Origin of the sequence: Paenibacillus sp. FSL P2-0322 (assembly GCF_037975315.1) — a bacterium.
GTDB lineage: Bacteria > Bacillota > Bacilli > Paenibacillales > Paenibacillaceae > Paenibacillus > Paenibacillus polymyxa_B.
Map to the genome: position 1 here is coordinate 3,632,964 of NZ_CP150243.1, position 16,444 is coordinate 3,649,407.

Annotated in this window: 13 protein-coding genes; 3 read left to right on the forward strand and 10 right to left on the reverse strand. The window is 44.9% G+C overall.

The genetic code is table 11. The annotated features are described in order from the left end of the window. Nucleotides 1-206: 206 nt before the first annotated feature. Both MKY24_RS15980 and MKY24_RS15985 read left to right on the forward strand, forming a co-directional pair. Complete coding sequence (locus tag MKY24_RS15980; protein ID WP_071641501.1) at nucleotides 207-1,199, forward strand: DUF1385 domain-containing protein; 993 nt, start codon at nucleotides 207-209, stop codon at nucleotides 1,197-1,199. A gap of 7 nt (nucleotides 1,200-1,206) precedes the next feature. After that, nucleotides 1,207-1,527, forward strand: a complete 321-nt coding sequence (locus tag MKY24_RS15985; protein ID WP_339200310.1) for a hypothetical protein — start codon at nucleotides 1,207-1,209, stop codon at nucleotides 1,525-1,527. Between the two features lie 117 nt (nucleotides 1,528-1,644). Here MKY24_RS15985 and MKY24_RS15990 read toward each other — a convergent pair whose 3' ends face one another. The 3 genes from MKY24_RS15990 to mntR form a co-directional block, all read right to left on the reverse strand. Continuing rightward, nucleotides 1,645-2,634, reverse strand: coding sequence for a patatin-like phospholipase family protein (locus MKY24_RS15990; RefSeq protein WP_023989266.1), 990 nt, complete (start codon nucleotides 2,632-2,634; stop codon nucleotides 1,645-1,647). A 95-nt stretch (nucleotides 2,635-2,729) separates the two neighbouring features. After that, complete coding sequence (locus tag MKY24_RS15995) at nucleotides 2,730-4,472, reverse strand: family 10 glycosylhydrolase (RefSeq protein WP_339200312.1); 1,743 nt, start codon at nucleotides 4,470-4,472, stop codon at nucleotides 2,730-2,732. 136 nt (nucleotides 4,473-4,608) lie between these two features. Then, on the reverse strand, nucleotides 4,609-5,034 hold the full coding sequence (gene mntR / locus MKY24_RS16000) for a transcriptional regulator MntR (protein WP_007430946.1): 426 nt from the start codon (nucleotides 5,032-5,034) through the stop codon (nucleotides 4,609-4,611). A gap of 252 nt (nucleotides 5,035-5,286) precedes the next feature. Here mntR and splB point away from each other — a divergent pair, with 252 nt between their 5' ends. Then, nucleotides 5,287-6,351 (forward strand): spore photoproduct lyase, encoded by a 1,065-nt coding sequence (gene splB / locus MKY24_RS16005; protein WP_023989268.1) that lies wholly within the window; start codon nucleotides 5,287-5,289, stop codon nucleotides 6,349-6,351. Here splB and MKY24_RS16010 read toward each other — a convergent pair. The 7 genes from MKY24_RS16010 to pflB all read right to left on the reverse strand — a co-directional run bounded on the left by MKY24_RS16010 (nucleotide 6,344) and on the right by pflB (nucleotide 16,199). After that, nucleotides 6,344-7,060 (reverse strand): cytochrome c biogenesis protein CcdA, encoded by a 717-nt coding sequence (locus MKY24_RS16010; protein WP_023989269.1) that lies wholly within the window; start codon nucleotides 7,058-7,060, stop codon nucleotides 6,344-6,346. The genes splB and MKY24_RS16010 overlap by 8 nt on opposite strands. Before the next feature lie 157 nt (nucleotides 7,061-7,217). Then, the gene (metG, locus tag MKY24_RS16015; RefSeq protein ID WP_339200314.1) at nucleotides 7,218-9,236 is read right to left on the reverse strand and encodes a methionine--tRNA ligase; all 2,019 of its coding nucleotides are present in this window, start codon (nucleotides 9,234-9,236) and stop codon (nucleotides 7,218-7,220) included. A gap of 412 nt (nucleotides 9,237-9,648) precedes the next feature. Continuing rightward, nucleotides 9,649-9,939 (reverse strand): membrane protein insertion efficiency factor YidD, encoded by a 291-nt coding sequence (gene yidD / locus MKY24_RS16020; protein WP_023989271.1) that lies wholly within the window; start codon nucleotides 9,937-9,939, stop codon nucleotides 9,649-9,651. Between the two features lies 1 nt (nucleotide 9,940). After that, nucleotides 9,941-10,432, reverse strand: a complete 492-nt coding sequence (locus MKY24_RS16025; protein WP_013310843.1) for a Fur family transcriptional regulator — start codon at nucleotides 10,430-10,432, stop codon at nucleotides 9,941-9,943. A 253-nt stretch (nucleotides 10,433-10,685) separates the two neighbouring features. Then, nucleotides 10,686-12,908: a copper amine oxidase N-terminal domain-containing protein gene (locus tag MKY24_RS16030; RefSeq protein ID WP_028540587.1), complete on the reverse strand. Its 2,223-nt coding sequence runs from the start codon at nucleotides 12,906-12,908 to the stop codon at nucleotides 10,686-10,688. A gap of 219 nt (nucleotides 12,909-13,127) precedes the next feature. Further along, on the reverse strand, nucleotides 13,128-13,886 hold the full coding sequence (gene pflA / locus MKY24_RS16035; protein ID WP_013310845.1) for a pyruvate formate-lyase-activating protein: 759 nt from the start codon (nucleotides 13,884-13,886) through the stop codon (nucleotides 13,128-13,130). A gap of 51 nt (nucleotides 13,887-13,937) precedes the next feature. After that, nucleotides 13,938-16,199 carry a formate C-acetyltransferase gene (gene pflB, locus MKY24_RS16040; RefSeq protein WP_025722256.1) on the reverse strand — a complete coding sequence of 754 codons (2,262 nt, stop codon included), beginning with the start codon at nucleotides 16,197-16,199 and terminating at the stop codon, nucleotides 13,938-13,940. Between the last annotated feature and the right edge of the window lie 245 nt (nucleotides 16,200-16,444).

Sequence of the window (16,444 nt, forward strand, 5' to 3'; positions counted from 1 at the left end):
TGTGAGCAGTCCGAGCTCCATAAATGCTTTTTTTATAAGCCTGTGGCATGAGCTTTCTCCACGATAAGAATTTCTACCTTCTCCTTTAAAAGCAGAATCTTAGCTTGGAGCGGCCTAATTACTACACTCAGTTTCATCTAACTAGATATTCCCTTCCAAATTCGATACAATATACAAAAAAGCATGTATTAAGAGAGGTGAGACGGTTGTCACAAGCATCCAAGCCTGTAAGCTACGGCGGTCAGGCAGTCATTGAAGGTGTCATGTTCGGCGGCAAGCGTGTCAATGTCACGGCAGTTCGCCGCAAAACTGGCGAAATCACATATTTGGAAGTACCACGCAAGGAGCAATCCTGGGTATCCAAATTCCGCAGAATTCCTTTATTGCGGGGGATTGTAAGCATCATCGACTCCAGCGCCAAGGGTACCAAGCATTTGAACTATTCAGCCGATGCGTATGCTGATGATGAAGTAGATCCGGAAGAACGCGCTGAGCAAAAGAAAAAAGAAGAATCTCGCTGGAGTCTGAGTATGATGATCGGTGTGGCGGCGGTCGGTATTTTGTCATTCCTGTTTGGCAAAATTGTATTGACACTCGTTCCGGTTATTGTAGAGAATTTCCTATTCGGTAGCTTGTTTCACAGCCAAATTTTGCATAACCTCGCAGAAGGAGCTATTAAGCTGATTCTGCTACTGGCTTATTTGTGGGGTATTTCCCAAACTCCGTTAATTAAGCGACTGTTTCAATATCACGGCGCAGAGCATAAAGTAATTACAGCATTCGAAGCAGGGGAAGAACTAACCCCGGCCAATGTACAAAAATACAGCCGTCTGCATTACCGCTGCGGTAGTAGCTTTATTATGCTGACCGTGATCATCGGAGTACTTGTCTATTCCCTATTTACCTACGATAATCTGTGGGAGCGCATGGGGCAACGGCTTCTACTGCTTCCGATCGTACTGGGGCTTTCTTTTGAATTTCTCAAGCTGACCAATGCTCTTCGTGAAATTCCGGTACTTCGTTATTTAGGTTACCCCGGTCTGTGGCTGCAACTACTTACCACCAAAGAACCGACTGATGATCAAGTGGAGGTATCCATTGCCTCATTTAAGCGTATGCTTGAATTGGATGCTGAGTTGGAAAACGTACCTGTAAAGGAGACCTTCAACAGTCCGGTCCTTGATCCTGTGAAAGGATGAGTGAATAATGAACAGACATGCCGTTATTTTCTGGCTTACCCTTGCTTTGGGTGCATATGGGATTGTGGATATGCTATGGAGAGGAAGCTGGGGCTTTATCATGAGTTTACTAATTCCCGTCCTTGTTTTTGCAGTTATATTTCTGCTATACAAATACCTGCCAGGGCAACACAATCGTACTCCCAAAATCAAACCCTCTGTGCGCACCATGGCCAAAACAGCCAACGCACGTAAGCAGCAGACTACAGGCAAGCGCAAAGCGTATCCTTTTCATGTAATTGAAGGTTCCAAGGGCAAAAATGAAGAAGAACAACCTAAATATCATTAATGATAATCATCCTTTAAAATGTAGCACAAAGGAGCCATCACCCGCGTATTCAAATATGACCGGGAAGAGGCTCCTTTTTTACACCCTTTTAAATTAACTTTAACTGCGAGTTAGTGTTTATTTCATAGCGTACATGGTATCCTTCATCAATTGGTACTTGCTATACTGCTGCTGGTAAGAAGTGATGCTCCATTTGTGGAAAAAAGCATCCCCTGCCTGCACACCGGAAGCATACAACAAATCACTTTGCTCTGTAGAAATGTTAAATTGTGCAGTGCGGATACCCAATGTTGGAATTTTAATCGTCCGATACCGATTCTCCTGCTCAATATATCGTTCATCGTGTGCTGATAGCATGGTATCAAAAATAGCCTGCAGCATGGTCAATGGACCCCGTATATAAGAAACTTTGGTCTCCGTCCCCGTTTTGCCCACCATTTGAAACCCTACCGTTGGAATCGTTTTGGCCTCACGTTCATTTACAGGCTCATCAAAAAGCCACAACGGCAAATTGCTTAGTAAAGCCCCATCAACTACAAATACAAATTGCTGAGAAAAAGTCTTTCCCTTGGCAAGTGCAGAATCAAGCCTTAACATAACGGGATCAAAAAAATAAGGGATACTTGTGCTCATCCGAATGGCTTTAGCTACCTCCAGTGAAGAGGGATTGATACCAAAACGTTTGATATCCTCAGGAAGCACCAGAATGCGTCCATTCGTGATATCTGATGCAATAATGCGCAGTTTGCCAGGAGGTAAATCCGCGAACGTACGCACTCCCTTAGCTCGTAACAGCTCACGTACCCAGTGCTCCAGTGCCTCCCCTGAGTAGAGCCCTTTTTTAAGAAAGATACGAGCTGCTGGTCCAACCCACTTAATATTGAACACTGGAGAACGTCGTAACAACTTGACCAAGGGGGTTTTCTCAATTACGGCTTTCATTTCATCCGCAGAGTATCCCGCAGCCAATAAAGCAGCTACAATAGCACCTGATGATGTACCTGCCAAACGATTGAATACAATTCCATGCTCCTCCGCAGCCTTAACTGCACCCGCCAGCGAAATTCCCTTAACCCCTCCACCCTGGAACACAGCATTGATCAGCATAGATCAAAAAACCTCCGTTCTCTTGGGAGTAAGCAGTTCTACTGCTTATGTATGAGAACGGAGGCCCAAATAGAACCTATATGATCCAATTTATATCACATTTGATAATAATTTTGAAGAAGCTGAATGAGTCCGTATGGATTTTTACGCAGATGCTGTGCACTAAAGTAAATATCCCCTTTGACCTGTTTATAATCTTCGTTCAGTTCAAGCTGCTTAATTAGCTCTTGAGCCGTTTGCCAGCCCTTTTCAGGGGTGCCGATCTTATAAGGAGAATGACCGATATACAGCTTAACATCTGAGTTTTTGACCTCATTGGACCACCATGCGACAAGCTTGTCATATCCCGCCGCTGGGAAACCGATACTCCAGTAAATTTGTGGAGCTACATAATCAATCCATTCTTTGTTAATCCAGGTTCTTACATCCGCAAACGTCGTATCATACGCTGTAACGCCTGCCTTCGTGTCTGAACCCGTTAAGTCCTGAGATTTGTTACGCCATACCCCAAAAGGACTAATTCCGAATTGAACTTTAGACTTGCTGGCATGAATGCTTTTGCCCAAATCGCGAACAAAACTGTTCACATTATCTCTCCGCCAGTCGCCCTTGTTAGAGATTTTGTTGGCATTATATGCTTTAAAGGTCGCATCATCATCAAAAGTCCCGCTGTAAGGATAAAAATAATCGTCCAAATGGACGCCGTCAATATCATATCCGCTCACGACCTCCATAATCGCCGCAATGACATGCTGACGTGCAGCCGGAATTCCTGGATTGATGTACAATTGGCTACCATTCTTAACAATCCAGTCCGGATGTTGATTAGCCACATGATTTGCAGCCAAACCGCTGGTTGTTCCTGTAGAATTCGCACGGAACGGATTAAACCAGGCATGGAATTCCATCCCTCGCTTATGCGATTCGCTAATCATAAATTTCAAGGGATCGTAGCCTGGATTTTTACCTTGGGTGTTGGTCAAATACTTGCTCCATGGTACAAGACTCGATGGATAGAGCGCATCACCGCTGGCACGAACCTGAACAAATACCGCATTGATGCCCATCCCCTGCAAATCATCGAGCATTTTAGTAAACTCCTGCTTTTGCTTCTCTGAGCTGCTTCGGGCAGCGGAAGAAGGCCAATCTCCGTTAATGGTAGAAATCCATGCTCCACGCATGGAAGTTGAAGCCTTTACCTGAACAACATTTGCCTGTGAAGAACTTGAACCGTCCTCACTAGTAGACGTTGACGGTGAAGTGACAACCGCCTGCTCATCATCGATGGCTCCCTGATCTGTACTTACACTGTCCTGATTGCCAGATGCAGGCGTATCTGATATAGAGCCGCTGCTTCCTGCAGAAGTGTTCCCGCCAGTAGAGACACCTTCCTTACCACTGCTTAACGTAATAACTCGCTCTGAAGCTTGCCAATCCACTTTTAATCCCAACTCTTCCCCAACAAAACGCAGAGGCACCATGACTCTTCCGCTTGTCATACGGGCAGATGCATCCAGTCGAACTGACTTGCCATTCACAGTAGCGCTTTGTGCACCGTTCTCCATAGATATATTTTTGTTCTGTGCTTTAATCGTTACCGTACCGGACGATTCCGACCAGTTGACCTGAGCGCCCAATCCCTCACTAATCACTCGCAAAGGAACCATCGTAACATTGGCTCCCTGTACAATATACGGTGACGCGTCACTTTGCAGGGACTGTCCGTCCAATATAATTTCAATATTACCAGTTGGAGCTGCTTGAACTCCAGGAACGATGGCAGTCTGCACTGCTAAGAGTAGGCCAGCAGCCAATGCCACTATTTTCTTTCGATTCATATTATTACAATCCTCCGCTAACCCTGTTAATTTTAACCCCTATCTTGTCCTGCTATATAATGGATAGACGCTAATAACCGGATATTTGTTGCGGTCGGGACAAATAAAAAAGCATCGTCCGTAAGGACAGATGCTTTTAGGAATCTCCACTCAATTCCTTGTGTATGTCATGAAGCTGGCGCAAGCGATCTTCATCCCGACGAAAATACTCAACCAATGTTTCGATACGGGTGATGGAATCCCAGCTCAAATGATGCTCAATACCTTCCACATCTTTATATATCAGGTCCTTGTCAACCCCAATCATATCCAGAAATTGCTCTAATAACTGATGGCGATCAACCAACCGTTTGCCGACCTTTTTCCCTTTCGGTGTCAAAATCAGTCCCCGATATTTCTCATATACAAGATAATCGTCCTTATCCAACTTCTGAATCATTTTGGTGACGGACGAAGGATGCACCTCTAACCCCTCTGCGATATCCGAGACACGAGCATAACCCTTCTCATCAATCAGTTGGTAAATGCGTTCCAAATAATCTTCCATGCTTGGCGTTGGCACTTGTTTCCCTCTTTTCTGTTATTGAACGGGCGCTTACCGCCTTCATTTCCTGCGTTAAACCTACTATGTAATGATACATGTTATCATTGCCCATTGGCAAGTCTCATCCCTCCACTCACAGCTATTGCCACGATTTGTTCAATTTAAGCGGGACACACTAATATCGTCGTCCCTGTATCGTTTATTTCTGCGGCAATATGTTAAAGTTGGACACCAGAGCACTGTGGATTTATTTCGAAAGGAGCGTTAGTCATGTCTACGCTTGAGCGTACTCCTGTCCAAACCAGAGGAACCAAGCCATTTTTGCCTGATCTGGTGTTTTTTGAGCCAGACGCACTGAATTATCCTAAGGGCCAGCGTATTATGGATTGGGTTAAAGCCAAGGATATTCCGTATCGGATGACTACCTCTCACAACCGAATTACCAATTTACCAGGTGAAACTGAAGTTGAAAAGTACCGAATGGCAAAAAAAACTTTGGTTGTCGGTATCCGTAAAACGTTAACTTTTGACCAATCCAAGCCCTCTGCCGAATACGCCATCCCCATTTCGACTGGTTGTATGGGGCACTGTCACTACTGTTATTTACAAACAACCTTGGGAGCAAAGCCGTATATTCGTGTATATGTCAACACTGACGATATCTTATCAGCAGCTAAAGCTTATATCGAGGAGCGTGCGCCTGAAATTACCCGTTTTGAAGCAGCTTGCACCTCCGATCCAGTTGGTTTGGAGCATATCACCGGAACGCTTGGAGACTTGATTCGTTTCATGGCAGATGAAGAATTTGGTCGTCTGCGTTTTGTTACTAAATATCATCATGTTGATCCATTACTGGATATTAAACATAATGGTCATACTCGCATCCGCTTTAGCATTAATTCCGATTATGTTATTAAACAGTTTGAACCTGCAACTTCACGCTTCGAGGAACGTATTGAAGCCGCTGGCAAAATCGCACGAGCCGGTTATCCACTGGGGTTCATCATCGCACCCATCATCTGGTATGACGGCTGGGAAGAAGGTTACGGCGAGTTGCTGCGAAAATTGGGAGAAACCTTGCCACAGCATGCTACAAAAGATTTGACGTTCGAATTAATTCAGCATCGCTTCACCAAAACATCCAAAGCTGTCATCGAGAAACGTTATCCGAAAACCAAGCTGGAGATGGACATAGAGAAACGCAAGAAAAAATGGGGCCGCTGGGGACAAAACAAATATGTTTATCCCGATGAACAGCAAAATGCACTGCGAGAGTTTATCACAGAGCGCATTTTTGAACATTTCCCTTTAAGTCGTATTGAATATTTCACATAACTAGCATCCAATCTGGGGTAATCCGTTGTAAAAATAGCGTTACATGGGTCATATGATCCGTTACCAGTAAAATGCCCGTAATAACTAGTAGTATGCCACCTGTCTTGATGAGGATGGAGGTATAGCGAGAGGATAGTCGAACAGAGCCTACCAGCAAAGCTAATACAAAAAATGGAATCGCAAAGCCAAGCGCATAGCCTGTAATCAGTTTGAACCAAATGTGATGCTCTACTGCCGCCAAAGCGATAATAGCTGTTAGCATGGGACCGATACAGGGCGACCAGCCTGCCGCAAATCCAATTCCGATTACAAAGGAACCGGCGTACCCGGCAGGCTTCCATGTCCAGCGAAGCTTATGCTCCCTCATTAGAATCAAAGGACGCACCACACCAAGAGATACCAGCCCCATTAGTAAAATAAGTGATCCCGCTACCATTCTTAGCGTGTCCCCATAATTGGCAAACCATTCTCCAAGCAACCCGACACTTGCACCCAGTGAATAGAAAACGACCGAAAAGCCCAATACAAAAGCAAGCGTATGTCCCATCGTACGATAACGAACCTCAGCCTTGTGCCGTCCTTCAGCCAGTTCACGCGCAGACATCCCTGTCATATACGATAAATAAGATGGATACAGCGGTAAACAACACGGTGAAAAAAAAGAAACCAGTCCGGCTATGATCGCCAACCCAGCGTTGATATTTGTCATCATCATTTCCTCCCACCTGTCTTAAGTGAACACAAGCAAACAAGCCCTGCCTACTAAAACATACGTATAACGGGAGCAAAATATGATGCAAGCCAAAAAGCGCATGCCCAGGAAGAATAATTCCTGGACATACGCTCTTTTATTTTTACATAGCGTTCTACTTTACAACCGCACCATTCGGCATACCTTCCGGTACGGTGGCCAGCGTAAGCTGATCTCCATGTGATGCTGCCAAAATCATACCTTGCGACAGCTCTCCCCGAAGTTTTACTGGCTTCAGATTGGTCACACAGATCACCTTGCGCCCAATGATATCTTCAGGTGTATAAAACTTCGCAATCCCTGATACTACTTGCCGCTGCTCATAACCAAGGTCAAGCTGGAGCTTCAATAGTTTATCGGCCTTCTTCACAGGCTCGCAGGCGACGACCTGAGCAACGCGCAGTTCCACCTTGGCAAAATCCTCAATGCCAATCTCTTCCTTTGCCTCCGGTGCTTCCTGACTCGTCTCAGATGCATTCTGCGGTTGAGCTTGTGTCGTAGCTTCCTCCGGCTTCTTACCTCCAGTCATCGCTTCCACGATAAAAGCAACCTCTTGCTCTGAATCCAGACGCGGGAAGATCGGATTACCTTTGACTAGCTGCGTTCCTTCCGGAATACGACCGAACTGTTTGCCGCTATCCCATGTAGTCAACTCACCTTGGCTAATACCGAGCTGCTCCCAAATTTTATGAGGAGCACGGGTTAAGAATGGCTGGAGTAAGATGGAAGCGATGCGCAAGCTTTCTACCAAATGCAACATAACAGATGACAATTCGCGACGTTTTGCCTCATCCTTAGCCAAATTCCATGGTTGCGTCTCGTCAATATACTTGTTGCTACGGCTAATAAATTGGCTAATCGCCGTTAATGCCACGGAAAACTCCATGTTTTCCATGGCTTCTTCTACTTTACTATAAGTCGATGTTGCCATGTCTTCCAAAGCTCCGTCGAATGCTGTTACATTCGCTTCATAAGCTGGAACCTTACCATCAAAATATTTATCTACCATCGCCACGGTACGATTCAACAAGTTGCCCAGATCATTTGCCAAATCCGAATTAACTCGATCTACAAAACTTTCTGGTGTAAATGTTCCGTCTGCCCCAAAAGGCACTTCGCGCAGTAAGTAGTATCGTAGTTGGTCCAGACCATAACGGTCAATCAACGTCACTGGGTCTACAACATTGCCTTTAGATTTCGACATTTTACCGTCTTTCATGAGCAGCCAACCATGTGCAAATACTTTTTTAGGCAACGGAAGATCCAGCGCCATCAGCATGATCGGCCAATATATCGTGTGGAACCGTACAATCTCTTTACCTACGATATGCACATTTGCAGGCCAGAATTTATCATACAGCTCGGTATTGGAAGAGCCATAACCCAAGGCTGTGATGTAGTTGGAAAGTGCATCAATCCACACATACACGACATGCTTCGGATCCCCCTTCACCTTAATGCCCCAATCGAAGGTAGTACGGGATACAGCCAAATCCTCCAGACCCGGCTTGATGAAGTTATTGATCATCTCTTTTTTACGTGATTCCGGCTGGATAAACTGCGGATTCTCTTCATAAAATTGCAGCAACCGATCAGCATACTTGCTCATACGGAAAAAGTAACACTCTTCCTTGACCAGTTCTACAGGGTGTCCACTATCCGGGCTTTTTCCTCCAGCCACATTGCCTTCGGCGTCCTTCACCACGTCAACCAGCTGAGTTTCTGTGTAGTACGTCTCGTCAGGGATGCTGTACCAGCCTTCGTATTCTCCCTTGTAAATATCGCCTTGCTTCAGCAAACGATCAAAAATTTCTTGTACAACAGCCTTATGACGTTCCTCCGTAGTACGGATAAAATCGTCATTGGAAATGTCGAGCTTCCGCCACAGTTCTTGAATACCTGCCACAATATCATCTACGAAACGTTGCGGCGTTTTGCCTACTGCACTTGCTTTCTGCTCAATCTTCTGACCATGCTCATCCGTTCCTGTCAAATAGCGCACTTCATAACCGCGTAGCCGCTTGTAACGGGCCATTGCATCTCCCGCAACCGTCGTGTAAGCATGACCTATATGTAGCTTGTCGCTCGGATAATAGATCGGTGTCGTAATGTAAAATGTGTTCTCATTGGACATGTGTGTTGCCTCCTGTTTTGTTCACGGCAGCTATAAGACCTGCTGACATGATGGTACTCCAATTCATGTATTTGGCACAAATTGGGCACAAAAAAGACCCCCGCCCCTATGGGACGAGAGTCACCTCACGCGTTACCACCCAATTTTCCTGTATCCTCGCAGACTACAGGCTTCACCGGTCACATCTGACCGCCCATTAACGCTGGAACACGCCTCCCCCTTACGATTGCCTCCCAAGCACTAATAATTGTGGCAAATACGCTCGAAAAAGGTTCCTCCAGGACCATATTCAGGCTTCGCTCCAGACCGGTTTGCAGCTAACCCCGGCTCTCTGTACTGGGCGTTTTACCCTACTCATCCCTTCGCAGGAAAACAATATTAACCAAAATATAACCAAATCCGCATAGCGCTGTCAAGTCAGACCCTTTTCAGAGTGGGTAGCCAAACGATCTTCGCTAGACCTATCTGTTCCCTTTTTTGCAGGAGGGACCAAATCTACGCCGCCCGGATGAAAGGGATGGCACTTGGCTATACGCTTAGCAGCAAGCCATGAACCTTTGAGCGCACCATGCATCTCTACCGCCTCCAACGCGTACGCCGAACACGTTGGATAGAATCGGCAGGTAGCCGGCTTTAACGGTGAAATATAGGAACGATAAAACTTAATCGGAGCCTGTACCACTCTGCGTGTGGTGATTTTCATTTCAGTAGCCCCCGTGGCTGTGAGTGTGACTGCTCGTCTGTCTGAATCCCCCATCCGAATTACTGTCAGTATGCCCATTCTTCTGTTGACAATCTTTGCAATAACCAAAAATTTCAAACTTGTGCTCGACGATTTGGAATTGATCCGTTGTATCCGTCATTTGCATTGGGCAAAAAGAAATCGGTAATGTTTTCTGACAGCTCAAGCAAATCATATGGTGATGGTGATGATGCTCATTACAGCTCACCTTGAACTTCATTCCATCCTCAAAAGATACCTGTTCCAGTACACCCAATTCCTGCATTACACGCAGATTACGATAAACCGTATCAAAACTAAGTCCACTGTACTTCTTACCCATATATTCATAAACGTCTTTGGGGGACAGATACCCTTCATTCTCGGAAAATAACGTGGCCAACGTCTTGCGCTGATCTGTAATACGCAGCCCCTGAGCGGACATTGTTGCAATAATTTCATCCTTTGTCAGCATGCGTTTCACCCTCCCCTGTCTGTAGTTTCAGGTTTTCTGATGCAGGCTTAGGCTTGCATCTATTTATTATACCACGATTAAAGTCAATATTATAAGAGATATTCGTATCTATACATAAGAAAAAGACGCTCTCCGGCGCTACGATTAAATTCGCAGCAGGAGAACGCCTATATTCTGCAAGTGACATCGACTTTTAAACGGTGAATGACGAGACCCAAGGTCTAAGCCGGTAAACAGCACCGGTTAATTCATATTAATTTTTAATAGCTGGTAAAGGCATGACTACTACGGAAACTGGCAAGTTACTTCCTGCAGCAGCAGTGAAATACATCTCTACACTTTCCTCGATATGCCCTGTGCGATACAGCACACTCATCTCATTTGGAGCCCATACCGCGCCGTTCGTCGGGATACCCACAACCTGATTGTTTACCATCGCATAGCCGGAATATTCGCCCCCACGCGGGTTGAACGTAATCAGTGAATACGGCGCTACATGATCCAATTTAACTTTATATACAACACCAAAATTACCGGCATTGGAAGCAGAAGAGCCGTCCAGACCGTCCGTACCAATCAGGTTCGGGTCTACCTTATTATCACCAAGAACGATACGTTGAGCTGTTTTACCAACCTCTTCGGTATAATTGAGCGAGATATCAGCATTAGCGTACGTTCCACGGTTGTGAATACCGTCCTTAGGCAGTTTTGCCAGAGTAGGCATCACGGTCAACGGATCTACATTTGCATCTAACACAATAACCGTGTATTGAATAGGTTGATCCGTATATAAATCGGATAACAGAGAAATGACCTGTTTTTGCTTGATTTTTTGTGCATTCAAATCCTCTAAAATAATGCGATTTTCGCCAGGATTTAGAACTGTGCTAGAACGCTTGCTTCCATCCTGCATGGATTGAAAATATCGTTGAATCGAGACTTTACCCGCAGCCGTGGCAAATTCAGATGGTCCAGCAAAACCGGAATTTTCGACATTTATATTGGCAGGAGTGATATTGTTGTTGGTCGCAATCACGTACATCTTCACATCTCTACCCGTTTCATTGACATGATGGACGAGTATGCGCGTGCTGCCTGATCCGGTTTCTTGATACACGATACCATCCTGGAACACACGTTCTGGGCTGTTAGCACGGATCAAAAGACGCGGTGAAGAAGTACTTGTCACTGGAATAGTAGCCATGGTAGGCACCTGACTGCCGTCTACTGTATATTTATCACCATATGGTGTGAAGATTTTATTGAAATCATCTTCGTTGTACAGCAGTTCATTTGTAATTTTAATCGTTTCACTTTTGGTACCTGTTGCGCCGTGCTTATCAGTTACGGTGAGCGTAATTGTTACATCACCTGGTTGGAAGAAGGCAAGTTTCTTATTCTCCCAATCACGCTTAGTGATAGCATTCTCATCATCTGTACTCAGGTCGGTAATGGTGATTTTCTCGCCCATCTTGTACTCTTTTTTATCAGTTGTAAACAGAGCCACTGGCGGCTGATTTGGTGGTCTTACTGTAATTGTAACTGAGTAAGGATCACTCCAGTTCCCAGCAGAGTCAAGAACAGAATAGGTAACTACATATGTACCCGGCTCCTGAAATACGTCCTGCTTACCTTCCCAACGTTGGTTTACAATCGGAAGACCTGTAGGAGAAGATTCCTTCGTCAAATACGTAACTTGGGTTTCGCCCGCATAGATATCTTTTTGCTGAACCGTGAAGGAAGCTTTAGGTTTCTGATTCAAATCCATGATAACTTGTTTAGTCGTATTATTCACAGTATAAGGAATATTTAAGGCCTGTGTAATCGAGGTCAATGGCACCATAAATACGTTCTTTTGCTGAAAAGCCGGTCCCTTCATTTGTCTGGCTTCACCGTTAACCGTATAAACCTTGCTGTCTGTTTTGAAGCGCATGACATTTGTTCCTTGTGTGATTACGGTTTCTTTGGTGGCAGTGTCATAACTAAACTGCAATCCGACACGGCTGACAAGAGAACGGATAGCTACATAGGAAACTCCGTCCTTAACAGTCATCGGCTGAGTTGCTGTGTACACCTGTCCGTTTTGTTCCATTTTCGCGCTGTTTAAGTACAAAATCAATTGATTAGCACCCATGGATGTTGGAGCTCCACCAGGATTGGTGATCGTTCCGTCTCCACCGTATACATCATTGGAAACGTTCGATCCGTTGGTTGTATCCGTAGGCAGGCCAGTCAATGGATCATTGGAAACGCCTGTGTTATTAGGTGTAACCGTGTCATTTTGTGTGCTAGTTCCATCTTGATCTCCGATGCTATTCTGAACGCCTGAATCAGCAACATTGGCCTGAGCCTGCTGTGCGCTAACCGAATCGGTGGATTGAACGGTTGTTGATGCTGCTTCTGCTCCTACAGGGGCTACTGCGGCCACCTGAGCCACCGCAAGGGCGGTGAGCATGGTCCATTTCTTGAAATTCATTGTCTGTCTCCTTCTATCACCAAATTATTATCATTCCCGTAAAAAGTCATACTATTAGACGCGTCAGTTGTTAAAAAGTTTCTGGAAATTTTGCTGATCATGAAAAAAAGGGAACTTTCTCCTGTGACTGCAAAAAATTCAACAACAAAAAACCGCCGCCCATCTGACCTGATGTGGCGGCGGCTTCATTACTAGGAAATAGCTTTTGAACCATTTACATTATGATGGACGACAGACAGCATTCTTTCCTGCAGTCTCCAGACGACCCTCTTCAATGAGTCGGTAAGCACGTTGAACTTCTTCATCTGTAGGAGATGGAACTCCCTCCAACGGATACTCCTTACCAAGCATTTCCCACTTGTAAACACCCATTTGATGGTAAGGTAATATTTCGAATTTCTCGACTCCGTTCAACGTTCCGATAAACCGTCCCAAATTCAATAAATCTTGCTCGTCATCATGAATACCCGGTACAAATACGTGTCTAATCCACATTTTGCGCCCTTGCTCAGACAACCAGCGAGCCGTACTTAACATACGGTCGTTAGACTTGCCTGTAAGCTTAATATGCTTGTCATTGTCAATATGCTTAATATCCAGTAGCACCAAGTCTGTTACGTCCAGCAGTTCATGGATACGGCCCGCGTCATTAAAGCCGTTACTGTCCAGTGTCGTGTGCAAATTCCACCGACGTTTCACTTCTTTGAACAGCTCTGCGACAAAATGAGCTTGCAGCGTCGGTTCTCCACCGGATACGGTCAATCCGCCTCCTGAAGAACGGTAATAGGCTAAATACGGCTCAATCTCAGCCAATACCTCCTCCAACGTCATCGGATTACCTTCATTCAAGGCCCAAGTGTCCGGGTTATGGCAATATTGACATTTCAACAAGCATCCTTGCATAAAGAGCACGAAGCGGATGCCGGGACCATCGACGGTCCCGAAGGTTTCCAATGAGTGTATGTGACCTTTCAACATGTTGCATCATCCTTCCCGCATCCGCTATGCGTGCGTCATTGTAATACTTATTTACATTGTACCGTGGAAAGTACGGTTAATAACATCCAATTGTTGTTCACGAGTCAGCTTGATAAAGTTAACGGCATAGCCGGAAACACGAATCGTCAGCTGTGGATAGTTTTCTGGGTGTTCCATTGCATCCAACAGTTGTTCGCGAGCAAACACATTGACATTCAGATGATGTGCGTGGCTTCCAAAGTAGCCATCCATCATCGAAACAAGGTTTGTTTTGCGTGTTTCTTCTTCTTTACCCAGTGCTTTAGGCACGATGGAGAAGGTGTTCGAGATACCATCTAGACTGTGTTCATAAGGCAATTTAGCCACGGAACTCAGAGATGCCAAAGCACCTTTTTTATCACGGCCGTGCATTGGGTTTGCCCCTGGTGCAAACGGTTCGCCTGCTTTACGTCCATCCGGTGTTGTACCTGTTTTCTTACCGTACACTACGTTGGAAGTAATAGTCAGTACAGATTGAGTAGGAACCGCATTACGATAAGCTTTATGCTTGCGAATCATGCTCATGAAGCTTTCTACCAGTTCCACAGCGATGTTATCTACACGGTCATCGTTGTTACCGTAGCAAGGGTATTCGCCTTCGATTTCAAAGTCAACAGCAATCCCTTTTTCGTTACGGATTGGTTTAACTTTTGCAAATTTAATGGCACTCAAGGAGTCGGTAGCAACTGACAGACCCGCAATACCACAAGCCATGGTGCGGAGAATATCACGATCATGCAACGCCATTTCAATGCGTTCGTAGCTATATTTATCATGCATGTAGTGAATAACATTCAAAGTGTTCATGTACAGTTTTGCCAACCATTCCATCATAGGTTTGAAGCGGCTCAACACTTCTTCATATTCCAGAACTTCGCCTGTAATGGCTGGGAATTCAGGCCCTACTTGGACGCCAGATTTTTCATCTTTACCACCGTTAATTGCATACAGCAGAGCTTTAGCCAAGTTGGCACGAGCACCAAAGAATTGCATTTGTTTACCGATTTTCATTGCCGATACACAACAAGCAATACCATAATCGTCTCCATAAATCGGACGCATCAGATCGTCATTCTCGTACTGAATGGAGCTAGTTTCAATAGAAACTTTCGCACAATATTTTTTGAAGCCTTCAGGCAATTTTTCCGACCACAGTACAGTCAGATTCGGCTCCGGTGCAGGTCCCAGATTGTAGAGGGTGTGCAGGAAACGGAAGCTGTTTTTAGTTACCCGAGTTTCTCCAGTTACGGACATACCACCAATGGACTCAGTAACCCAAGTTGGATCTCCACTGAACAGTTCATTATAGTCAGGTGTGCGCAAGAACTTAACAATACGCAATTTCATAACAAAATGATCGACCAGTTCTTGAGCTTGTTCTTCTGTCATTGTACCCTCTTCCATATCACGTTGAGAGTAAATATCAAGGAAGGAAGATACACGTCCTAAGGACATTGCTGCACCATTTTGTTCTTTGATTGCTGCAAGATATCCAAAATATACCCATTGGAAAGCTTCTTTCGCATTGTTAGCAGGTTTTGAGATATCAAAACCGTGTTCAGCAGCCATTTGTTTCAGTTCATTCAAAGCACGAATTTGTTCGGAAATTTCCTCACGCAGACGAATTACATCTTCTTCCATGGAATCAACTTCAAGGCTTTTCAGTTGCAGTTTTTTATCTTGGATCAAGAAGTCTGCACCATACAAAGCTACACGACGATAGTCACCGATAATACGACCACGACCGTATGCATCTGGCAGACCAGTAATGATACCAGCTTTACGAGCTGCTCTCATTTCATCTGTATAAGCGTCAAATACACCTTGGTTGTGAGTTTTACGAATATGAGTGAAGATATCAATGATACTTTCTGGTACTTCAAAACCATAGGCTTTGCAAGCGTCGATCATCATCCGAATTCCACCAAACGGCTGCAAAGAGCGTTTGAATGGAGCATCTGTTTGTACACCGACAATTTGCTCTTTATCCCGGTCCAGATAACCCGGCTTATGTGAAATAATAGTGGATGGCGTATTCACGTCTACATCAAGCACGCCGCCGTTTGCCAGCTCTTTTTTGGTAAGATCGGATACAATATCCCACAGTGCAGTTGTGTTGGCGGTAGGACCAACCAAAAATTCTTCATTGCCAACATAAGGTAAGATATTGGTTTCAATAAAATCGTTGACGTTGACTTCTTTAGTCCATTTGCCTTTTTTAAAACCTCTCCAGCCAGATTGTTGCTCTTGTAATTCTCTCTCAATCACCGACATGTAAATCCCTCCAAATTGTTTGGTCTTCCGGACTTGTGATTTTTTTCACGATAAAGCTATTTCTTGAGCCCGGCCTGTTCACCGATGCCTTACGCTCAGTGTCGGGACCTTTCTTACACCCTTATTGTAGAATAATGATAGAGTGTAGTATGTGATAAAAATCACAACATGAGTGATTTTTATCACTTTATTTTCCCTAGCTTCGCGCCTATATCCTTAGCCTTGCCGTTCACCTCCCTTCCCAA